At 38.5% G+C, this 20,920-nt stretch carries 20 protein-coding genes; 10 read left to right on the forward strand and 10 right to left on the reverse strand.

Going from position 1 to position 20,920, the window contains the following annotated elements:
• From JWG40_RS03635 to JWG40_RS03645, 3 genes are all read left to right on the forward strand, one after another.
• The coding region (locus tag JWG40_RS03635; RefSeq protein ID WP_205284502.1) for a PDZ domain-containing protein at nt 1–778 on the forward strand (778 nt) is incomplete at its 5' end.
• Nucleotides 765–2,129: a PDZ domain-containing protein gene (locus tag JWG40_RS03640; protein ID WP_205284503.1), complete on the forward strand. Its 1,365-nt coding sequence runs from the start codon at nt 765–767 to the stop codon at nt 2,127–2,129. The genes JWG40_RS03635 and JWG40_RS03640, both read left to right, overlap by 14 nt.
• A gap of 63 nt (nt 2,130–2,192) precedes the next feature.
• Nucleotides 2,193–3,086 carry an ATP-binding response regulator gene (locus tag JWG40_RS03645; RefSeq protein ID WP_205284504.1) on the forward strand — a complete coding sequence of 298 codons (894 nt, stop codon included), beginning with the start codon at nt 2,193–2,195 and terminating at the stop codon, nt 3,084–3,086.
• On the opposite strand, the gene JWG40_RS03650 is transcribed toward JWG40_RS03645, so the two are convergent.
• Nucleotides 3,083–4,429, reverse strand: a complete 1,347-nt coding sequence (locus tag JWG40_RS03650) for a hypothetical protein (RefSeq protein ID WP_205284590.1) — start codon at nt 4,427–4,429, stop codon at nt 3,083–3,085. The two genes, JWG40_RS03645 and JWG40_RS03650, sit on opposite strands and share 4 nt — an antisense overlap.
• A gap of 82 nt (nt 4,430–4,511) precedes the next feature.
• Here JWG40_RS03650 and JWG40_RS03655 point away from each other — a divergent pair, with 82 nt between their 5' ends.
• Nucleotides 4,512–5,138 (forward strand): hypothetical protein, encoded by a 627-nt coding sequence (locus tag JWG40_RS03655; protein WP_205284505.1) that lies wholly within the window; start codon nt 4,512–4,514, stop codon nt 5,136–5,138.
• Here JWG40_RS03655 and JWG40_RS03660 read toward each other — a convergent pair.
• Nucleotides 5,116–6,393 carry an oligosaccharide flippase family protein gene (locus JWG40_RS03660; protein ID WP_205284506.1) on the reverse strand — a complete coding sequence of 426 codons (1,278 nt, stop codon included), beginning with the start codon at nt 6,391–6,393 and terminating at the stop codon, nt 5,116–5,118. The two genes, JWG40_RS03655 and JWG40_RS03660, sit on opposite strands and share 23 nt — an antisense overlap.
• A 3-nt stretch (nt 6,394–6,396) precedes the next feature.
• Nucleotides 6,397–7,407, reverse strand: a complete 1,011-nt coding sequence (locus JWG40_RS03665; RefSeq protein ID WP_205284507.1) for a phosphatase PAP2 family protein — start codon at nt 7,405–7,407, stop codon at nt 6,397–6,399.
• A gap of 72 nt (nt 7,408–7,479) precedes the next feature.
• Here JWG40_RS03665 and JWG40_RS03670 point away from each other — a divergent pair, with 72 nt between their 5' ends.
• The 6 genes from JWG40_RS03670 to JWG40_RS03695 all read left to right on the forward strand — a co-directional run bounded on the left by JWG40_RS03670 (nt 7,480) and on the right by JWG40_RS03695 (nt 16,265).
• Entirely contained in the window at nt 7,480–8,301 is an 822-nt protein-coding gene (locus JWG40_RS03670) for a lysophospholipid acyltransferase family protein (RefSeq protein WP_205284591.1), read from the forward strand.
• A gap of 103 nt (nt 8,302–8,404) precedes the next feature.
• The gene (locus tag JWG40_RS03675) at nt 8,405–11,779 is read left to right on the forward strand and encodes a methylmalonyl-CoA mutase family protein (protein ID WP_205284508.1); all 3,375 of its coding nucleotides are present in this window, start codon (nt 8,405–8,407) and stop codon (nt 11,777–11,779) included.
• Nucleotides 11,780–11,817: 38 nt separating this feature from the next.
• The gene (locus tag JWG40_RS03680; protein ID WP_205284509.1) at nt 11,818–13,518 is read left to right on the forward strand and encodes a hypothetical protein; all 1,701 of its coding nucleotides are present in this window, start codon (nt 11,818–11,820) and stop codon (nt 13,516–13,518) included.
• Nucleotides 13,519–13,598: 80 nt separating this feature from the next.
• Complete coding sequence (locus tag JWG40_RS03685; RefSeq protein ID WP_205284598.1) at nt 13,599–13,736, forward strand: hypothetical protein; 138 nt, start codon at nt 13,599–13,601, stop codon at nt 13,734–13,736.
• Nucleotides 13,737–13,752: 16 nt separating this feature from the next.
• Complete coding sequence (locus tag JWG40_RS03690) at nt 13,753–14,136, forward strand: permease (RefSeq protein WP_232369152.1); 384 nt, start codon at nt 13,753–13,755, stop codon at nt 14,134–14,136.
• Nucleotides 14,133–16,265, forward strand: coding sequence for a C1 family peptidase (locus JWG40_RS03695; RefSeq protein WP_232369153.1), 2,133 nt, complete (start codon nt 14,133–14,135; stop codon nt 16,263–16,265). The genes JWG40_RS03690 and JWG40_RS03695 overlap by 4 nt, the downstream gene beginning before the upstream one ends.
• 161 nt (nt 16,266–16,426) lie before the next feature.
• On the opposite strand, the gene JWG40_RS03700 is transcribed toward JWG40_RS03695, so the two are convergent.
• From JWG40_RS03700 to JWG40_RS03730, 7 genes are all read right to left on the reverse strand, one after another.
• The gene (locus tag JWG40_RS03700; RefSeq protein ID WP_205284510.1) at nt 16,427–16,699 is read right to left on the reverse strand and encodes a hypothetical protein; all 273 of its coding nucleotides are present in this window, start codon (nt 16,697–16,699) and stop codon (nt 16,427–16,429) included.
• Nucleotides 16,692–17,858: a patatin-like phospholipase family protein gene (locus JWG40_RS03705; RefSeq protein ID WP_205284511.1), complete on the reverse strand. Its 1,167-nt coding sequence runs from the start codon at nt 17,856–17,858 to the stop codon at nt 16,692–16,694. The genes JWG40_RS03700 and JWG40_RS03705 overlap by 8 nt, the downstream gene beginning before the upstream one ends.
• On the reverse strand, nt 17,855–18,472 hold the full coding sequence (locus tag JWG40_RS03710) for a hypothetical protein (RefSeq protein WP_205284512.1): 618 nt from the start codon (nt 18,470–18,472) through the stop codon (nt 17,855–17,857). Before JWG40_RS03710 ends, JWG40_RS03705 begins: the two co-directional genes overlap by 4 nt.
• Nucleotides 18,465–19,172, reverse strand: a complete 708-nt coding sequence (locus JWG40_RS03715) for a hypothetical protein (RefSeq protein WP_205284513.1) — start codon at nt 19,170–19,172, stop codon at nt 18,465–18,467. Before JWG40_RS03715 ends, JWG40_RS03710 begins: the two co-directional genes overlap by 8 nt.
• A gap of 301 nt (nt 19,173–19,473) precedes the next feature.
• On the reverse strand, nt 19,474–20,307 hold the full coding sequence (locus JWG40_RS03720; protein WP_232369154.1) for a DNA-methyltransferase: 834 nt from the start codon (nt 20,305–20,307) through the stop codon (nt 19,474–19,476).
• A gap of 4 nt (nt 20,308–20,311) precedes the next feature.
• On the reverse strand, nt 20,312–20,566 hold the full coding sequence (locus tag JWG40_RS03725) for a hypothetical protein (protein ID WP_205284514.1): 255 nt from the start codon (nt 20,564–20,566) through the stop codon (nt 20,312–20,314).
• A complete protein-coding gene (locus tag JWG40_RS03730; protein WP_205284515.1) occupies nt 20,563–20,919 on the reverse strand; it encodes an ASCH domain-containing protein in 357 nt (118 codons plus the stop codon). Before JWG40_RS03730 ends, JWG40_RS03725 begins: the two co-directional genes overlap by 4 nt.
• Nucleotide 20,920 lies beyond the last annotated feature (1 nt).

Raw genomic sequence — 20,920 nt, forward strand, 5'->3', positions numbered from 1 at the left:
TATAGCTGACGGAAAGTATGACGGGTTTCCTAATATCGGATTTACTTTCCAAAATGGAAATCCAAAAAGTTTAAAACAAGCAATGAAAGTCCCTTCTGACAAAACAGGGATTTTTGTGAATCGAATTTATCCTTCTTCTACATTTTCAAAAGTTTTAAAAGAAAAAGATTTTGTAACGGCAGTCGATAGTTTGCCACTCACAAATGATGGAGAAATTTCACAGTCCAACAAAAAAGAATTCATTATCGATTGGATCGAAAACAAACAACTGAATACAAAAGTGACCGTGAGTTTTTACCGTGCCGGGAAACGTTATGATGCCGAAGTGAATCTCCAGAAAAATTATGCTTTGGATTTGTACAGAGATTCTACCGAAGATTATTTTTTGCAGGCTGGGTTTGTATTTCAACCCATCTCTCGGTCTTTTTTTCATTCCGAAGACGGCGACTTGGATAGTTCCTTAAAATACCATTATAGTTATTTTATCCAAGATTTGTTGTACAGGTATACCACTCGGGATATTGTTCTCAGTTATACATTTAATGACCCCGAAACTTCTAAATACAAAAAGTATAAATACAAAGTAGTTGAGTCGATTAACGGTCGCGTACCGAAAGATCTAAATGAATTTAAAACCATTTGGAAAGATGGGAAAAAGGGATTTATTGTCCTTAGGTTTCGAGGTATGGATCTACCGATTGTGTTAAGGCCTGAGTCTGTTTATCAAATGAACCAACGTGTTAAAAAAAGATATGGTGCGAATTATGAAGAGTTTTAAATCTGCGTTTGTATTTTTTTTAATTTTTGCCACCTTACTTTCTCTTGGTGCAGAAGACTTCGAAGACAAACGTGTGATCGAATCGAGAGTTACCTTCCAAAAGACAAGCCATCAAAATCCTTGGCTTGTGGGAGAACCTTTCTCTCGAAAGTTAAATTTGATTTATATAGGGAAAGGTCTTTTTTTTGGTGTCACACTTCCCAAACAAAATCCAGTCTTTGCTGAATTTGAATCTTTCGATTATTCCATTCCTAAGTTAGGAATTAAATCTTATGATGAAGAAACGGGTTTTCTTCTTTTGGAAACAAAAGAGATCCCAAAACTTCCGAAACCAGTGGTTTTGGATTCAAAAACTTCGAATAAAAATTGCCCAACGGGAAAGTCACGTTATGTATTCCTTCCCTTTTCTAAAACACCAATCAAAGTATTTTTACTTGAAAAAAAAGGCACAGAAGATTCTGATTTTTTCTTCAAAAATCAACTGTTATGTGGCGTTACCATTTCTGAATATTTGATTCCGACAGAATATGTGGAAACTTTCTACAAAACAGGTGGAAAACCTTTTCCTCACCCAGGTTTAGTTTTTGATATCAACCTAACTCCTTCCGAACGTGAGTATTATTCCAAAAGTATATCCAATCCACTGCTCGTAACCGAAGTGGTGCCTGGAGTGGGGCCGGCATACAATTTGTTTCCGGGAGATTTAATCACAGAGATCAACTCAACCACGCTTTCTAAAATAGATGATTGGGATCGAACGGATAAAGTATATGATTTGATTTTACGAAAATCAGATGGCAGTTTACGTGAATTAGGTGAGACAATCAAATTGAAACTCCATCGAAGTTTTCAAAACCAAGATGTGAGTTATGATTTGAGAGCCTACGACTCCAATGACTTTTTGATTCCAGAAGAAGCAAAAAAAAGAAAACCCTTATATTTGATTGTCGGTGGGTTTTTCTTTACTGAACTTACCAATGCGTATTTGAAAGAGTTTGGTTCGGAATATCGGTTGAAGTCGGAGAAAAAACTAGTTTATCTTTCCGACTACTATCAGAAGAAAGTCCACCCGGTTCGGGAAAAGATAGTGATTTTGAGTCGTGTTTTCCCCCTAGAAGGGAACCTAGGATACCAGGAATTCCAGGATTTAGTATTAGAGAAGGTAAACGGAACACGGGTCACATCGCTCAGCCAATTAAAAACCCTACTCCAGTCGGAGGATACCGCCTACTATGCGTTTGAGCTTTCTGGTGGGAAGATTGCTTTTTTTACTCGTAGAGAGATTTTGGACCTCCAACAAGAGTTACAATTGACTTATAAATTGGGCCGTTCCTACAACTTAGAAGACTAAAATCCAAAAATAGATTTACAATTGTTATAGATTGGAGTTCTCTTTACTCTAAGACTCCACTCTATGAAAATCCTTTTTGTTGATGACGAAGAGACAATCCGTGAATTGTTCTGGGAATACTTCAAAGATGAATTTAATGTCACTCTTGCTTCTGATGGACTAGAAGCACTTACGATCTCTAATCAAAATACATTCGATCTTATTATTTCTGATATCAGCTTACCAAAATTAAATGGGATTCAATTCATACAAAAACTGAGAGCAGATGGTAACCAAACTCCATTTTTGGTCATTACCGGTGATAGTGACATTCAAATTGCAATTGATGTTTTTAGAATGGGGGCTGTTGATTTTTTCTTAAAGCCTTTTCGAATGGAAGCTCTCCGTTCTCGAATTAAAAAATTTGAAAATGCTGATGTTGACTTAACTCTCCTCTTCAATAGCGGTGAGATCATACAGTTTAGTGCTGATTGTAAAATCAAACTTCGTCCTCAAATCAAAAAATTAAATTCTTATATTGCATTTATTGTAAAACAAATCTTGAACTCTCCGCTTGCAACTCAGGAAGATTTAATTTCTATTAAAATTGTTTTGTATGAATTATTGGCAAATGCCATTGAACATGGTGTTGCCGGTGTCAGTTATGCAGAAAAACAAGAATGTCTGGAAGCAAATGAAGATTATTTTAAGTTAGTGGATTCGCGTTGTGCAGAAAATAATACTTCTGTGTTCGTGGAAATTTCCATGGATGATGTCGGAATTACCATCGTGATTCGTGATGAAGGAACTGGATTTGCTGTCAGCCAAATTCCAAATCCAGTAATCAACCCCGCAGCCAACTTAGTGAGCGGAAGAGGGATTTTTCTTGCTAAGATGAACATTGATTCGATTGTTTATAATGAAAAAGGTAACGAAGTTCGATTTTTCAAAACTTGGTACAAGCTAATGCAATCTTAAAACTGTGTCCCTAAAGAAAGATAAAAGCGAATGTATTCTTTTTTGGGTTCCTCTTCTGTAAATGGTTCTGTAATCCAAACACGTGTTGTATTTGGGTCCATCATTGTATAAGAGGCACTCATTTGTGCAAATAACTTACCATATTCATTGGTTAAAAAACTAAGTTTGCCTATCACTTCCGATCCTTTACCCATAACAGAATCTGATCGGTTGAAAAATAGATCCGTACGAAAAAAGGAAATCCAATCCATGCCCATTTGGATTCCATAAATTCGATTTCCTTTGTTTTCAAAGTTAGGATTTTCTTTTGTCGGAACATCTCGAAACTGCGGTGGATGGATCAAATCCAAAGATTGATACAATAGAAAAGAAGAATATCCACCTAACACTTTTGGTTCGGCAAAATTAGACGCATAACCGTTGCTATTTGAATCTAATCGATCCTTTTGATCTTTTCTGGTAATAAGACCCGCTAAGGCAAAACTGAATTTTTCGCACTTTGAATGGAGGGAAAAATAACCCAAATAGGAATTGGTGGCTAATTTTTCTTCCGACCAAGGATTGGTGGAGGATTTGGATTCTCCCAAAAGTCGAATGCCAGCTAGATCGACTGCCCAAGTTTCCAAAAATTTTCGTGATTGGAATTCCATTCCGCTATAGGAATAACGCCCAGAAGTCCTTTGGCCCGATAGAATTTGTCCATTTGAATTGTGATTGGGATCGGAATATACGTAATGGAAAAAACGAAACTCTTCCCAGAATAATGTTTTTTCGGAACTGATAAACCCTCCGTAAATTTCTCTACGGTATCCAATCCAAGGAGGCCCAAACCAATTCTCTAGTTCCGGTTTTGCATTTAAGTGAATTCCTGTTATGTGAAAGCCAGAAGTATGCGAAATCGATAAAGTCCCAAAATTGGCCATTCCTACAAAGAAAAAACCATACCGATCCAACCTGTTGAACCCTCGGCCAACTTCGGCGGCAACCTGGATTCCAGAAATTTCTTTGGAAAGAAGGGCTGTGGCTTCCGAATCATAAATGGTGCGAACTTCCTTTTCCACCACTCGGCCTTCGGAGAGGGTGATTCGTGGTGCGAGAAGGATACCTAAATTCCAGCCCTGACTTGCATAATAAAAGAGAGTGGGGGTGGTTACATTCCCTTGGGTGTAGTAACGATTGGCTTTTTCAGAATCCAGGCCCCCTTTTTGAGATTGGAACCTTCCTCCAGTGATGAGCTCAGTTTGAACCCCGAAGCCTAGTTTTTCAGAAGACTTCGGAATTTTTTGGATCCGTTCTCCTACAACGACGCGACCAAAATTTCGATTTGCACGGTCGTCATCCATAACGGAGTCGGAATAAGACTGAGCAGAAAGGGTAGAAAAAAAAGAAAGAAAGAGAAGGGAAACTATCCCGATACTTGTAGGGATGAAGAAAATACTTTTGAAATACAGACATGGATTTCTTCTCATTTTCCCTCTTCTGTTGGTTATTTTTTCTTATCAGGAAGCTGACACTCGTTTTTCTCAGGATTTGAGTCGGTTTTTTGAAAAGACGGACCATAGTAAAGAAGAAGCCGTAATTTATGTTTATTTGACAGAAGTGGAAAAAACGAGTTTTTCTGTTCGTCGAAAAAAAGAACTTTCGAGAGCAATTGTACGATTTTCGCAAAAGTTACAATTTCCAGATGGTAGTTTGTTAGGTGGATATCCGCCCAATCCGTCTTTGTTTTTACTCGCTTGGGCAAAAACAAGATCTGAGTTTCGAACCAATCACACAGAGGGTTATGGAATTTTGAGATTGCCGGAAATTTTTGTTCGGGAATTTGAAATCTCCTCTGGAACCAAAATTAATCGAGATTACGATATTCAAAATGATTCCATCCAACTGAAAATGGTCATTTTGAAACTAAAGGAATTCCTTGCCGAAGGGAAGTCAGTCAAAGAAGCCTATATGAAATTGTATGGTAGCAATGTTTCTGCAAATGAATGGGCTGTATTAGAAACTCACTATAAAAAAATGTATGAGTTTGTTACTTCCGAAAGTAAGCCATAAAATAACCGGTCAACAGTAACCAAGAAACAATCTGACCAAGAAAGAGTGAGATAGCGGCTCCATTAGCACCCCAATCGGGAATGATCCAATAGTCAAAGATGGCACCAAACAATAATCGGAGAAGGGCAAGTCCCGCCAGAAGTCTTGGCAATCCCAAGGCAAAGAGGGCTGTTCCTAAGGGTGCAAATACCAATTGTAATAAAAAATTCGGGTATAGGATTTTGAAAACTGAGATGGAATTGGTGTACTTTGTTCCGAATAACAATGTTAAGATGGGTTCAGCGAGTAAAATTCCAGGGGATAGGGCAATGGCAATCATTCCCCCTAAAAAAACTGATTTTTTAAGGACAGTGGGGAATTCTTCCGTTTCTGCAAGTCGCGCTAGTTTTGGATAAATAATAGAATTAAATGTAGAGAGGATAATAATAAATCCACTAAACAGTTGTAAGGCGGTTCCGTAATCGGCAACAATTTCCGGGGGATGGAATTGGTTTAGAAAGAAAATTTCCAATCTGTCTGATAGGATGGCACAAATAGAAGCGGCAAAAGCCCATAGATTAAAAAGTAAAAGTTTTTTTTCGTTCGTTCGAATCTCTGAAAACTCTGCCGTAAAAGAAATTTCTTCTTTACCAAAAAATATAAAAAATAAAAACAAAACAAAAATCGGAGCAATACAGAAGATTGCTAAAATATCCATATAGGTTAGTGCATGAACACTGGATTCCGAAAAATAAATTAACAATAACAAACGAACTACGTTGGGTAGTGGATTCCAGAGAGACAAAGATTTATACTTGCGGTAAGAAACAAAAAGACTTTCGAAGTAGGAGATAAAAGAAATAATAATCCCACCGAATAACAGAAGTAATAGGACGAAATAATTCTCATCCCCAGTAATGTAAGCAACGAAACATACTAACGACAAAAATACGAAGGAATAAAATTTAATCCTTAGTGATGCATTGAGTATTGCGCCTGGATTTTCCTTTCGTTCTGCCATCGGAGAGATGTATTTGATAAGGGCATTCGGAAGGCCAAATTCAGCAACCGCCAATACAACGGGTAAAAAACCTAAAAAGTATTGGAGTTTTCCGTTTTCTGCTTTGCTTAACAAATTCACGGAATAAATCATAAACACCAAATTGGTGATGGCGGATATGGCTTTAGAACTACTAACAAAGATGGAGTTTTTTAGGACTCCTTCTTTCATTAGTTCCGTTTTTAAAATCTGAAATATCTTTTTTAATTTTTGCATGTATTAGTTTTGCAAAAACTTTCCTTTTTGGATTTTTTGCAGAACCAAAGGGACAAGGAAAACAAGGGCAAATCCAACCACTAAGTAACGAATGTATCTCAAAAACAAATCATCTTTCCAAATGGATTTTTTGATGAATATTCCGGGTAACACATAAAATAACGAGATCACAATGGCTAATACTAACAAACGAACAAGAACCGTATTCCAAAAAATGCGGAATTCTTTAGTTCCGAAGGAGAAACTAAATGGGGGAAGGGACCAATCTAAAAATTCGCGTTTGCTAAATCTTGGATAAAAAAGAATTCCGAGCCAAAAACCAGCGAGGGCTCCGCTTGCCATAAGCACTCCTGACAAACTATGGTGGTGTTCTTCCGAAAGAAAAATGGAATCCAAAGAGATTGGGGAAAGTGTTACAACAATTCCAAGTAGACCTAAGGTTCTGTATTTTTCCGTTTCTAAGAAAACCTTTTTGGAATCCTTTTGATAGAATTTGTTTAGTAAAAAAATGAGAATCACTAAATGTAGGATACCGAGTCCAAATCCTAAACTGACATCTCCTAAATAATGAACCTTAAGATACATTCTAGAAAATGGCATAAATAGGATGATGAGAATGGATACAATTCGAAACCAAAGTTTGGGAATTCTGTAAGCTAACAATCCCCAGACGACAACAGCTGAATAAACATGGCCCGATGGCAAACCAAATGCTTTTTCATCAAAAGCTTCTGGATAAGGAAAAGGTCTTGGGCTTTCTAAATAGAACTTTAAGAGAGAAACCATCACAGCCGATGTGAGAAGCCCCAGCGAGAGTTCGAAAGCAAGTTTGGGCCGAAAGTAAATATAAACAAAAGAAATCAAACCGAGGAAAAAACTACTTCCTCCCAGGTAGTGGCAGATTGTGGAGATGGTGAGAAAAACTCCACCGAGTGTTGGGTCCCAAATATGTAGGGAATCCAGGGGTAGGGAAGAGAACCAAAGGGAGTTCTGTGCTAGGAGGAGTTCTTTCATAGGAATTTCCTATCTAAGATGAAAATCCAACTTGATTTCATAAAGTTTTATTTTGAAATATGTGATGATTCTATGGATTCCAACCAAAACGCCGCTGATATTTTAGAAAGTCTCTTTGTCATCCCTCGGGAAGTGCCCAAAACCATCCTCCGTAACCTTTTGGAACTCATTTATGATGTCAAAGTGACTGGATCGGAAAATATCCCAGAGTCCGGTGGGGCACTCATCATCTCCAATCATACGGATTATTTGGACATTCCTGTCCAAGGCGCCTATGCGGAACGTAAAATTGTCTATTTAGGCAAATATGAACTTTTCCACCCACAGGAAGAGATTATGGCCATCATCAATCATAAAAACTCTCCTTTCCAATATCCTCCTCTCAGTTTGACAAAACCGGTCATTGAAATCCTGTTAAATTCTCTTGGCAGCGTGGTGAAAAAAAATCTGATCAATTGGGGAAGTATGCCTATCATTCGCAATGCTGCCAAGGATTCAGAAATGGACAAACGGGCTGCGATGGAGTACTACGAAAAATTGGAAACCTATATGGTGGACCTAATGAAAGAAGGGGAAATTCTTTCTATTTATCCCGAAGGTTCTAGGTCGGAAACAGGGGAAATCCAATCTTTTCGAGCGATGGCGGCAAAACTTGCCATCCGGGCTGGGGTTCCGATCATTCCTTCGGGAATTGTGGGGGCGACTAATATGTCCAAACCCAAGGCTTTCCTGACTGGTGATGCATTCAAAACAAAAATTCGTTACCTCATTGGCAAACCCATCCTCCCGTCCGAGTTTCCCACGGGACCAGAGAAAAAAGCGGCCAAAGAACTGACAGAAATCCTGGAAAACCGCGTCCGAGAACTGATGAAAAAGGCGGAATCCATACTTTAGTCTCGACCATTCGGAAAAATTATGGCATAGTTTCACGAGCTATGTCATTCCCGTCACATTTTCCAATTGAATCCGTAACAATCATTCTAGAACGTTGTTCTCTATGACGTCCGAAATCCTTGCCTACTCCCCCCAAAACAAAATTCGCTTTGTGACGGCGGCCTCTCTCTTCGATGGCCACGACGCCTCGATCAATATCATGCGTAGGATTTTGCAACAGAGCGGGGTGGAAGTGATCCACTTGGGCCACAACCGAAGTGTCCAAGAGATAGTCCAATGTGCCATCCAAGAAGATGTCCAAGGAATTGCCATCACGAGTTACCAGGGTGGTCATGTGGAATATTTCCAATACATGATTGACCTTTTACAAAAAGAAGGGGCAGGTCATATACGAGTGTTTGGTGGTGGCGGTGGAACCATCCTTCCTTCCGAAATTGAAGTCCTACATAAATATGGTGTGGCGCATATCTATTCTCCTGATGAAGGAAGAACTCTTGGCCTGCAAGGGATGATTAACGATGTGGTCCAAAAATCAGATTTTCCTACACCACTCTCATTTAACGGAGATTTGGCGTCACAAATCCAAAAGAAAAATTATTTAGCCCTCGGGCAAGCCATCACACAGATGGAGTTTTCTCTTTTGCAAGAAAAAACTAATTACTCCATCAATTTAGAATTTCCCCCTCCTGAAAAAACAATTCCCGTTCTTGGAATTACGGGTACGGGTGGTGCCGGTAAATCATCATTGACTGATGAACTCGTTCGTCGTTACTTACATGATTTTCCCAACCAAACCATTGCTATTTTATCGGTCGATCCATCCAAAAGAAAAACAGGGGGGGCGCTTCTTGGTGACCGGATTCGAATGAATTCGATTTTTAATGAACGAGTTTATATGAGGTCTTTTGCCACTAGGGAAGCAAACATTGCCCTCAACCGGAGTGTCAAAGGTGCCATACAAATTTTAAAGTCAGCCGGGTATGATCTTATCATCGTAGAAACTGCCGGAATTGGACAGAGTGATTCGGAAATTACAGAAGTCGCCGATGTATCGTTATACGTGATGACACCAGAGTATGGTGCGGCCACTCAATTAGAAAAAATCGATATGATCGATTATGCAGATGTCATCTCTATCAACAAGTTTGACAAACGGGGAGCCCTCGATGCTCTCCGAGATGTAAAAAAACAATACCAACGTTCGCGGAATTTATTCAACGATCCCATTGATGTGATGCCAGTCTACGGAACCATTGCGTCACAGTTTCAGGATGCAGGAACCGATGAACTTTATGCACATCTTATCGAAGTTGTGATTGAAAAATGCCAACTGGATTGGAAATCGAAGTATTTAAAAAACCAAATTGGAAGAGAAGCATCCGTTGTCCTTCCACCCGACCGTGTTCGGTATTTGACAGAAATCAAAGAAGAAATTGATCGCAATGCGGAGTGGATCGCTAAGGAAGCGGAGACTGCTAGATCCGCCTATCAATTGAAAGGTGCGATTGCAGTTTTTTCCAAAAAAGGAAAACCAATCACTGACCTAGAATCCGAATTTCAAATGTTATGGGACGCTTTGTCTTTGGATTCGCGAAATATATTAGAAACTTGGTTAGAGAAAATTGAATCCTATCGTAAGGAACAGTATTCCTATTTTGTGCGTGGAAAAGAAATCAAAGTAGAGAATTATACAATCTCTCTTAGTCATTTGAAAATTCCAAAAATTGCCACTCCTCGTTTTGTGGATTGGGGCGATATACTACAATGGTCTTACCAAGAAAACTTTCCGGGATTTTTTCCATACACTGCCGGGGTTTATCCTTACAAACGAAGTGGGGAAGACCCGACTCGTATGTTTGCAGGAGAAGGGGGACCGGAAAGAACCAACCGTCGATTTCATTATTTGAGTTCGGGAATGCCTGCCAAACGATTGTCCACAGCCTTCGACTCCGTTACGTTATACGGGGAAGATCCAGACATTCGTCCGGATATTTATGGAAAGATTGGTAACTCCGGTGTGAATGTCGCCACACTCGATGATGCTAAAAAACTCTATTCTGGGTTTGATTTATGTGATCCATCCACTTCCGTTTCTATGACCATCAATGGGCCAGCACCTATGGTACTTGCTTTCTTTTTGAATGCAGCCATTGACCAGGCCTGTGAAAAGTACATTCGGGCCGAAGGAAAAACAGATGAGATTCGTTCCAAAATCAAAAAAATTTACGAATCCAAAGGACAACCGGTTCCCCGTTTTGATGGGCCTTTGCCGGAAACGAACGATGGTTTGGGACTCATGCTCCTCGGAGTCGCAGGTGATGAAGTCCTTCCTTTGGATGTATACGCAAAACTTAAAAAAGAAGCACTATCGCAAGTTAGGGGAACGGTGCAAGCGGACATACTCAAAGAAGACCAGGCCCAAAATACTTGTATATTCTCCACAGAATTTGCCTTAAAGATGATGGGAGACATCCAAGAACACTTCATTCAAAATGCAGTGCGGAATTTTTATTCGGTATCCATCAGTGGTTATCATATTGCAGAAGCAGGAGCCAATCCCATCACCCAAGTGGCATTTACTTTGGCCAATGGATTTACGTATGTGGAATATTACTTAAGTCGAGGGATGGACATCAACGAATTTGCTCCGAACCTTTCCTTCTTTTTTTCCAATGGAATCGATCCTGAGTATTCCGTAATTGGTCGAGTGGCAAGAAGGATTTGGGCCAAAGCCATGAAGTTCAAATACCGAGCCAATGAACGTTCGCAGATGTTAAAATACCATATCCAAACATCGGGTCGTTCTCTCCATTCTCAAGAAATTGATTTTAATGATATTAGAACCACTTTGCAAGCGTTATACGCAATTTATGACAACTGTAACTCCCTTCATACGAATGCTTATGATGAAGCGATCACCACACCAACAGAAGAATCCGTTCGCCGGGCTGTGGCCATCCAACTCATCATCAATCGGGAGTTAGGTCTTGCTAAAAATGAAAATCCATTACAAGGTGCTTTTATCATCGAAGAACTCACAGACCTTGTCGAATCTGCGATCTTAACTGAATTCAACCGTTTGACCGAAAGAGGTGGTGTTCTTGGTGCCATGGAGCGGATGTACCAAAGGAATAAAATCCAAGAAGAATCCCTTCATTATGAAACTTTAAAACATACCGGTGAATATCCCATCATCGGTGTGAATACTTTTTTAAACAGCAAAGGTTCCCCAACCGTTATCCCAGGGGAAGTCATTCGTTCGACCGACGAAGAAAAACAAACTCAAATTGGAAATTTGAAGGCGTTTCAAAACCGAAATGGAGCCAAAACCACCGATGCCATTACAAAATTAAAACAAGTGGCGCGTGCGAAAGAAAATATCTTTCACGAGTTACTAGAAACAGTGAAAGTGGCGTCCTTAGGGCAGATCTCCCATGCATTGTATGAAGTGGGAGGCCAATACCGCCGTAATATGTAAACAAAGGATAGGGCAGAGTTACTGCCCTTGGTGAATTTATGATATCTTGGGCTTTGATCAAAAAACACAAACTAGGAATTCCATTACTTTGGGACATAACCATGGTTTTTGTTGTCCTCGGCAACTTAGCCCTTATCATTTTTGATTTGAGTTATTTGAGTCTACGGCCCTTTTACTTTCATAAATTTCCTGAAATATTAGCTTTGTATGATAAACCAATTCTCGGCATTGAAGCCCATCGAACCACAACAGCTTACACCGATTTGGTGGATGATTTAAAATACCTCACTCAACTGCGAGATGATAGTTTTAGAGAAAATCAAAGAAAAGTCACTAGAGAAGAAATTTATAAAGTTCTCACATCATTAAAATCACAAGTATCCAATGAAAGGTTTGAATTCTTATACGCCGAATTTGAAAAGGCAATTCAAATTGAGGATGTCCAAATCCGCAGAAAGAAAGTCGAAGAAACCTTGGTCCAACTGAATGATTTTTTTAGTGTTTTAGAAGAGACGGACGAAATTACTACTCTCAGTGAACTTTCGGAAAAATATGCCTTTATCAATCGTCTGAGTGTTGAAGCAAACGAGTCGAAAGAAATTTTATCCATTTTGCAAAAGATGGATAAACGAATGTTAGAGATCGTGGAATCAAATCCATTTGCGATGTCAGGACAAACTAAATTTTTATCTGAGATCCAAACCGGTATCAAAACGGAATACCAAACTCATAAAACCAAAGCTCGTGATATCAAACTAAGACAAGAATTAGATCCTGTACTCAACCGAGATCGAATCCCTTCGACTGTTGTGGCTTTTGCTTGGTTTTGGCGGGACCAAAACAGGTCACTCGAACAAAAAATAGATTTTTTTAATTCAAATTTTAGAGAGTATTTTGCACTTAATTATTATCGGGCAATTTCTTCTGATGGAAGTCCTGTGAACAACTATTTATTGTTAGATGCTCCGTTCCTCTTTTTCTTTTTGGCAGAATTTATCCTTAGTTGGCTAATCGCCATTCGTAATAAATCCTATATAGCTTGGTTTTTATATCCTATTTACCATTGGTATGATGTTTTGGGACTCATCCCACTTGCGCCGTTCCGTTTTTTCCGTTTAGTACGTGTGTATAAAATTTATCTAATGTTACAAACCAATCAATTCACTCGTATTTTAGGGAATGATTTGATTAGTAGAACTTTACGGTATTATTCCAATATCATCAAAGAAGAAATCTCGGATATTGTTACCATTCAAATCCTGACTGAAACACAAAATGAAGTGAAGTCTGGAAACTCCCTTGACCAACTGGTGAATGCCATTGATCAAAATAGAGATGAACTAAAAAAAGTGGCGATTAAAAATATTGCCAAGTCGGCCCAGAATCCCAACTTGCAAGCGTTAATTCAAAATTTAGTAACCGAAGTGTCAGAACGTGTTTCTGCCAATATGAAACCTATTTCTCTTCTTCCCAAAGAGATGCAGGCCAATTTAACCAAACAAATTAGTTTGACCATTTATTCGGCTATTTCACAAGCAACGGTAGCTATGGCCACTGATCCATCGGGAAAAAAGTCTATTGAAAATTTAATTGATTACCTGATTGATGAGATGATTGTCATTGCCCAGGATCCCGATATGGTGAAACTCAATACCAATATCACAGTGGCTCTTATCGAGAATATGAAGAAATCGATCGGCGAAAAAAAATGGCTCAAAGCAGAAATTGCCAATAGTTAGTACTTCAAACAACAAGAATCAGTTCCTCTTTCGAACGTTGTTTTTCACTAAAAAAAGTCTTGTTTTCGTAAGAAAACAAGATGAGATCGATCCACTTTGATTTCAAACTCAAAAGTCGCATTCGTTGTTTGTTTGGTTTTATTTCCTGGGATGATGGTATTTTCCCTCCCCAAAACCAAAAATATCCAAACGCCCTTTTGGAATCTAAAGAATCATAAGGGGAGCTTAAAATCAATGGAACTGGTTTGGGAAGAAAGTTCTGGTGCCGTTGCCCCTGAGTTTCGGTATGGAAAAAAATACCGATTGGTTGCCGGACAAAATAAAATAACACTCACACGAAAATTTTCTCGAGCAGAAAAACAAATTCTAAACGAAACAAAGGATGTAAACTTAAAAGTCTATGAATCCTGGATGAAAAAACTTTCCAAAACAGGAATCGAAACCTTTTCGTTTGAATCTCCGCCAACAGATACCATTACCGGTGTCAGTTATAACTTTGTCTCGTTCCAGTTGGGTTCCACCAAATCAAGGTTTTACTATCTTTTAGAGGATCGTAAAGACCCAAATTGGAAACAAAAAAATACTATCATACAGATCATAGAGAGGATGAAACCATGAATTTGAAATTAATCAGAATGATCGCTGGAATCTTGTTTTTGTTTGCGAGCGCAATTCTAGGTGAAGAATTTGATCCGAGTAGCGTACGGTCTCCTGGATGTAAACCGGGAACATTTTCTTGCGGATACATTCCTAGTTCCAAAGAAATCCAAGATAGTATTCCCCTCAAAAGAGATTTTAACTCTTTTGAGGAACTACCAAAGTCGATCGATTTATCTTCCCAAATGCCACCTGTGGGTAATCAAGGCCGACAAAATAGTTGTGTGGCATGGGCAACTGGTTATGCGATCAAATCCTATCTGTTAAAAAATAAAGGACAAGTTTCAGAATATGATCCTCCTTTTGCTGGCGGAAAGGGCAATTTTGTTTTTTCTCCAGCCTTTATATACAACCAACAGAATGGGGGTGAAGACAAAGGTTTGTATTATTATAAAACAATGGAGTTTTTAAAGTCAAGTGGTGTGGCTCCTTGGAGTAGTATGCCATACACCGATAAAGATTATCTTTCGCAACCATCACAAAGTTCTAAAAAAGAAGCACTCAAATACAAAATCAAATCTTTCTCTAGATTAAACTTTAAAAATCCAGATGAAATTAAACGAGTATTAGCTGGTAAAAATGTAGTTATGGTCGGAATGATCATTGATGATGCTTTTTATAAAGTAAAAGGTTCTGCCATTTACGATGAAAATGGTGGCCAAAGTTATGGTGGTCATGCCATGACAATTGTTGGATATGATGACAATAAAAAATCCAAATCAGGTAAAAAAGGCGCCTTTAAATTACAAAACTCTTGGGGAACCAGTTGGGGAGATAAGGGATTTGGTTGGGTATCTTATTCTATGCTTGCCAAAGTGGGACAAGAGACTTATGCCATCATTGATGAACCAGCCCCACAAAACACACCAACGGTGGTGGCACCAGTAAAAAAACAGATTGTTCCACCAACAGAAATCAATGTATCTAAAGGAGAATTTGATTCAAAAGTTGTTTTAACTTGGAACCACCAAGATTTGGCAGTTGCTTATTTAGTTCAAAGAAAAGAAGAATCTGAATTTTATGATTTAGTTTATGCTGATAAACCAAGTTTTACTGATCTAAATGTATCACCTAACTCAACCTATGTATATCGAATTCTATCCGTGGGTTCCGAGGAAGTTTCTGTTGCCTCTTTGGAAGTGGAGGGATTCACCGCAGCTGAACCTCAGGCAAATGGAAATATTGGCCAAGTGGCCGGCCTCACTGGAACAGTTTATGTAAATGGAAATACACCGAACGTGGAACTGAGTTGGTCCGAATTGGATGGAGCCTCAAGTTATACCATTGCACGTTCCGATTCTTCTTTGAAATGGAAAAATATTGGAAGCTCCAAAACCGCGAATTTTATAGATCCTTCTCCCAAACTAGGGGAGACCAATTTTTATCGAGTCAATGCACTTGTGCAATCAAAACCAACAGGGACTTGGAGTGAATCGCTGGCTATCGATGTCGCTGATCAAACTTTATTACCGAACCAAGTCAGCCATTTAACTGCAACTAGTGGAGACTATGCAAATAAAATTATTTTAAATTGGGATGCAGCTCCTGGGGCAAAAACATATTATTTATATCGGTTTGATGAAAGAGCCGAACCATCTGGACAGTTTGAAATGTCTGGAACAAGTTTTACAGACTCAGATCCAATCATTCAGAATGGAAATTCATATATATATACAGTAATTGCTGCAAATGACATTGGTTATGCGGAACCAAGTGAAGTAGCCTTTGGGAAAACAGATCCGGGTTTAACAAAACGAGCTGGTGGTGTGACTTTATCCCCACCCAAACAATTAAATTCAAATCCAATCGGAAAAGATAAACTTGTCAGTTTGAAATGGGATTCTGTGAAAGATAGTTTTGAATATTATATTTATCGCAAACAGGTGAAAGCTGGGAAATCAGGAAAACTGGAATTTGTTTCTGGAGTAGATTCTAAAAAAACATCCTTTACTGAAACCTTCCCGGGGCAATCGGGAGATTTGTTTTTATACACCGTTCGCTCCAAATCTGAATTTGGTTCGGAGTCGAAAGATTCTAATTTTGTATCTGTGTTGTCCGCGAGCATTACCGGGGGTTCCGATGAGCGCTAAAATCGTTACTGAATTTAAGATTTCTTAGGATTTATTGAGTAAAATGGACGGTTTAAGAAAAAAACTAATTATCTATTATTTGTTGTTAGTCGGTAGTAGGTGAAATATCCTAAGTTTTACTTAGGATATAATACGTGTTGAACTTGAAAATTGGCAATTCCTCAGCCAGTTTCTTTTATTTCATCGAGAAGTTTTGCTGAATTTTGTTTTAAGTATTCAGCTGTCCGAAGGTAGGCATCTTCTACCTTTCCTTCGGAAAAACCTCTGAATTTTGTACGCGCCGGATAAGCTTTCTTTACAGAACGATTGTTGATATCTCCATCATATTCCACAACGATGGCCCAACCAAAAATATGAAGAAACGAATTTACAAATAAGAAAAGGCCCGTTTCTATAAATTCGTCCCAAGTTTTTGGATCTATGTTATCAGACATGATTCACTTCTTCCAATAAATCAACCAATCTATTTGCGAAGTTGTTTATGTATGATCTTGTTGCAGGTTGATCAATCCAGAAATCAACGTCGTATAACATTGATTTCACCTGAGAATCAGAAGCATCATCCATCGTTTCTTTGGCTGTCATGAACGGAGTGTTGAAACTGTAAAAATTGTTTTGGTCCACCAGATAGGATGCTAATTTCCTCGCATGTCTTTCCGGTCGTTTTAAAAGTGCACTCGGAAGGACACCATTTGTAACTAACTGTGCGGCTCCCCAGTCCAACATTTCTTTTCCATCTCGGGGAGTAGCGCGTTCTCCAGTTCCAATAGATGCAGCTAGTACACTATCACCAAAAAGAGTTCGAATTGTTTCTAAAATTGAGAGTCTTCGGCCTGAAAGAGAGGAAAGAAGTTTGTCCAGGCTTCCCACTGAAATCTCTTTTTCTTGAAACTTAAAAGTTTCCACAATAGCATCCAGAATGGGATCATTGGCCCCAGATGTCCCGCCATCAGAAACGTAATAAGTCTTATCTTTTTGCTCTATTACTGTCGGAGAAAAATACGTGTCTGCAGAACAAGAACCAGCGACTACCAAGTAAGCAGATAAATTTTGAAATTCATCTCTCCAAGATTTATAATGTAATGTGTTATCTGTCTCACAATCGATTCCGATAACCATCACACGCCCATTTTTGTTTATCTCTCCAATTGTCGTCTCTCCAAGGGTTGCTTTTAGTAAGGCTAACAATGGTTCGCTTGATAAACTTGGAGCCGACAAGCCCTGGCCAGAAAAAATTCCTCGAACGATAAATCTATTCCAGAACCGGGAAACTGTTCCTGGAAATATTTTTTGTCCATGTTCTAAATATAATTCCAGAATTTGTGTTGGTGTTAAGCCTGATCGAAGAGCCATTGCAATAATTGATCCAGTCGACGTACCAGATAGGAGATCAAATAACCTGTGGAATGGAAAACTCTTACTACCAGTTTCTAAAAATTCAAATTCACCGAATCGATCAAGAAGGATTGACTGGAAAACTTTTTCAATTTCGATCAGGATCCGTAAACTAGTGATAGCGAGGTATCCTCCCCCCGCAAAGCTAAGAACAGAAAGCTGACGATCAGCTGGATTTTTTAAGCGAATCTTTTTCATGCAGCCTCCTTGAAATACATGATTCTGATTTTTCCATTTGTTTCGGTGAATTTCCGAAACCACTCTTTTGGATATCGAACATTTTCACCGTTCGTATCCTTATAGTTAGTTGTAGCATTTCCCCATGTGTCTTTTACGACCCAACAGTCATCCTCTTCATCTACAATATTTAGAATGTGACCACCACCTGCAGGAATACCAGGAAGACCTTTCGTTCCAATGATTACTGGAGAATCAAACGATGATAAAGCTTCGGAAACTTCTTCCCAATTACCATCCCCATCTCGAAAAATAACCTCACCGCTGTAACCTGCTTCACGAAGTCTTTTAGTAATCGCAGCCTTATGTACCAACCACCAGGCACCGGATCTTCCAGTGATCCACTTAAATTTAGACATTACCACTTCAGCGATTCCAGGCTTGCCGACATTAGCCTCAGTATCATCGATGTATTCTTCAGCATATTCATCAGAGACTGCATTCTTACCTAACCAATTACTAAGAAATATTAAGGCAGACGTATAAAAACACGTTATACTGAATCGGAGGTCTTTGAAGAATGTGTTTCTTCGTTGGTTTCGAAACCATGTGTGAATAGAAATCGCTTTATTCATTGTAAGTAACCCCCTTATAAGTTAAGCCTTTAAGTTTTCCATTAATAGAACCGAATAGAAATATGAATTGATGATGAACAGTTGTTAGTATAGCTGAGACGTAGCGAAAGACTGAATCAACGGCACTGTCTCGATCTAAGTTCCTATCGATTTCTTCGATATTCGCGAGTAACTGGACATTAAATAGGTTAATAACTTGGCAATATCTCTCTATCACTAGAGGAGGAATTCCCTCTGCGAGTAGATCCTTGTTGAGCTCTTCGACTCGATCAGTAAGAATTCTAAAAATCACTTTTTTAAACTGCAGGAAGTTGGTACAAGACTTTGTTTCCTGAATAATTTTCAATAGCATATCTGAGTGTCCGATCCAGGTCACAGAAGCCATATCCTTAACAACTAAATCACGAAAACTGTTACCAAGTGAAATTGACTTTAAATCAACTCGTAAGAATTTTTCGATCTTAGAAAAGACTGGATGAATAGTGAAGTCCTTTTCGCTTGAACTGACAAATGAAGTAGAAGTTGTTTTTTCAATTTTAAGAAACTCTGATTTTCCTAATTTGATATTGCGATTTTGGAGCCAGTTTGTGGCCCGTTTTATTAATCGATAAAATGCAATCAATGCTGCCCAAATGGTTAAGAAGCAAAGTGCAATGATTGAGATTCTCTCCCAAACTGAAAGGTATTGAACGAATTCCATTATCTATTATATTTCAAATCGCTTCATTTGGCAGACACTTTGATTTTTTTGATTGTCCGCTATGTCCTTTCTTTTCTTGCTTCAATTCTTTTCTCAAGTTTTTCATAATAAGCCTTAATCCTTGGCGTATGAATATAGGATGGAAGGTTCTCAAGTTTTTTGGGCCGACCACCTTTCCTAAACATCTCTTCGCAATGTTTCATCCATAAGTCTTCTGCAATTGATAGTTGCAATTCGTACGGCAAGGATTGCTCCGAAAATGAATTTTTGCAATTAGGACAACATATCACAGTTTGTTTCTCTATTCCGTCCATAATGATAACCCCAATTTTATTCTTTGATGAGCGAGACGGATCCTAGTTTCTGCATCTTTGAAATAAGATTTATCCTGCTCAATTCCGATAAAGTTTAACCCAAGTTCAGCGCAGGCTATTCCAGTATTACCCTTACCCATACAATTATCAAGGATCGTGAAGCCTGGTTTTGCATAAGACTTTAGTAAAAATCGTAGAAGCGAATTTGGTTTCTCTGTTGGGTGTTGGCCCGGACGTGATTCAGAAGGGAAACACAAAACTGAATCTGGAAATCGAGAACCATCATCTAGGTATTGATAGTTCTCGCTTCGCTCACCTCTAATGTTAAAAAGAGTGGTTTTGTTGGATCCTACTTGCTTACCTTTTCGTTGATAGCGTGGATCTATTTCATATTTAACTGGATTGTAATATGGTAAATTTTTATAAAAAACAACAATGTTCTCATGGCTCTTATTTGGCATTTTTCGTGCATTAAGAAATCCTGATGCTTTGGTTTTATACCATATGATTTCATAACGAAACTGTTTCGGATTACTATTTATTAAATATGTGGTAAATGGTTGAGATGAGAATAAGAGAATTGGGCTATTCGGTTTTGTAATCCGATGGTACTCAGACCATAATGATTCCATCGGGATGATTTTATCCCACTTACAATCTGTAGTTCCGTAGGGAAGATCACATAGAATAACATCAATTGAGTTTTTCTCAATTGTTGGAAGGATTTTAAGACAGTCTCCGTTGTATAGTTTAGAAAGCATAATACTATACAAGAATATAGTTTCGACTAGGTAGAGTGCAATCCCAATAATACTTAGCATACGTTTACTGTCTCTTTTGTCCTAATTTTTTAAAAGAATTACAATAACCGAACGAATCCACACTTGAAGTCTGAAATTTACCATCAGGATTTGCCTTCTCACAAATATAAGGATCCGAAACAGTTGAGCGCGAAACGTGTTTGCAAAATTTGCAACATTTAATCTGTCTTAATTTGTATCCGTTTTCCTTAAAAAACTTTGCTGAAAGTTTTTCTTCTCGTTGGAGAATTTTATATTCTTTATCAACCTCTTCACTCATAGTGAAACCTCAAAGAATCCAAGTTGCCCTTTGTAAGGAACAAATTCAATTTTTCTACTGTTCTTCATCACAAATGCCCATTTACCAAAAAACCATTTAGAAGTAGATTTTTTGATACAATCAACAATCTCCGTTTTCCCTACCAATCCACCTAACAAGAAATCGGATTCTGTTTTGCCTAGGAATAAACGAAACTCTTTTTGGAGAAAGGCTAATCCATCTTTGTCAAAGGTTCTTCCTGCATGGATAAAAATTTCACCTCTAACGTTAGTATACCAATCGCGATTTTCTAACGGCTTTAAACCTAAAACAATTGCCTCAGCCCAAGGCTGCCTAATAGATAAACACTTCATG

Source organism: Leptospira abararensis (assembly GCF_016918735.1).
GTDB lineage: Bacteria > Spirochaetota > Leptospiria > Leptospirales > Leptospiraceae > Leptospira_A > Leptospira_A abararensis.

Bases quoted from the DNA above. Each gene is read 5' to 3' on its own strand.
- JWG40_RS03640 (WP_205284503.1), top strand. From the start codon at position 765: ATGAAGAGTTTTAAATCTGCGTTTGTATTTTTTTTAATTTTTGCCACC.
- JWG40_RS03645 (WP_205284504.1), top strand. From the start codon at position 2,193: ATGAAAATCCTTTTTGTTGATGACGAAGAGACAATCCGTGAATTGTTC.
- JWG40_RS03650 (WP_205284590.1), bottom strand. From the start codon at position 4,429: ATGGATGACGACCGTGCAAATCGAAATTTTGGTCGCGTCGTTGTAGGA.
- JWG40_RS03655 (WP_205284505.1), top strand. From the start codon at position 4,512: ATGAAGAAAATACTTTTGAAATACAGACATGGATTTCTTCTCATTTTC.
- JWG40_RS03660 (WP_205284506.1), bottom strand. From the start codon at position 6,393: ATGCAAAAATTAAAAAAGATATTTCAGATTTTAAAAACGGAACTAATG.
- JWG40_RS03665 (WP_205284507.1), bottom strand. From the start codon at position 7,407: ATGAAAGAACTCCTCCTAGCACAGAACTCCCTTTGGTTCTCTTCCCTA.
- JWG40_RS03670 (WP_205284591.1), top strand. From the start codon at position 7,480: ATGGATTCCAACCAAAACGCCGCTGATATTTTAGAAAGTCTCTTTGTC.
- JWG40_RS03675 (WP_205284508.1), top strand. From the start codon at position 8,405: ATGACGTCCGAAATCCTTGCCTACTCCCCCCAAAACAAAATTCGCTTT.
- JWG40_RS03680 (WP_205284509.1), top strand. From the start codon at position 11,818: ATGATATCTTGGGCTTTGATCAAAAAACACAAACTAGGAATTCCATTA.
- JWG40_RS03685 (WP_205284598.1), top strand. From the start codon at position 13,599: ATGAGATCGATCCACTTTGATTTCAAACTCAAAAGTCGCATTCGTTGT.
- JWG40_RS03690 (WP_232369152.1), top strand. From the start codon at position 13,753: ATGGAACTGGTTTGGGAAGAAAGTTCTGGTGCCGTTGCCCCTGAGTTT.
- JWG40_RS03695 (WP_232369153.1), top strand. From the start codon at position 14,133: ATGAATTTGAAATTAATCAGAATGATCGCTGGAATCTTGTTTTTGTTT.
- JWG40_RS03700 (WP_205284510.1), bottom strand. From the start codon at position 16,699: ATGTCTGATAACATAGATCCAAAAACTTGGGACGAATTTATAGAAACG.
- JWG40_RS03705 (WP_205284511.1), bottom strand. From the start codon at position 17,858: ATGAAAAAGATTCGCTTAAAAAATCCAGCTGATCGTCAGCTTTCTGTT.
- JWG40_RS03710 (WP_205284512.1), bottom strand. From the start codon at position 18,472: ATGAATAAAGCGATTTCTATTCACACATGGTTTCGAAACCAACGAAGA.
- JWG40_RS03715 (WP_205284513.1), bottom strand. From the start codon at position 19,172: ATGGAATTCGTTCAATACCTTTCAGTTTGGGAGAGAATCTCAATCATT.
- JWG40_RS03720 (WP_232369154.1), bottom strand. From the start codon at position 20,307: ATGCTAAGTATTATTGGGATTGCACTCTACCTAGTCGAAACTATATTC.
- JWG40_RS03725 (WP_205284514.1), bottom strand. From the start codon at position 20,566: ATGAGTGAAGAGGTTGATAAAGAATATAAAATTCTCCAACGAGAAGAA.
- JWG40_RS03730 (WP_205284515.1), bottom strand. From the start codon at position 20,919: ATGAAGTGTTTATCTATTAGGCAGCCTTGGGCTGAGGCAATTGTTTTA.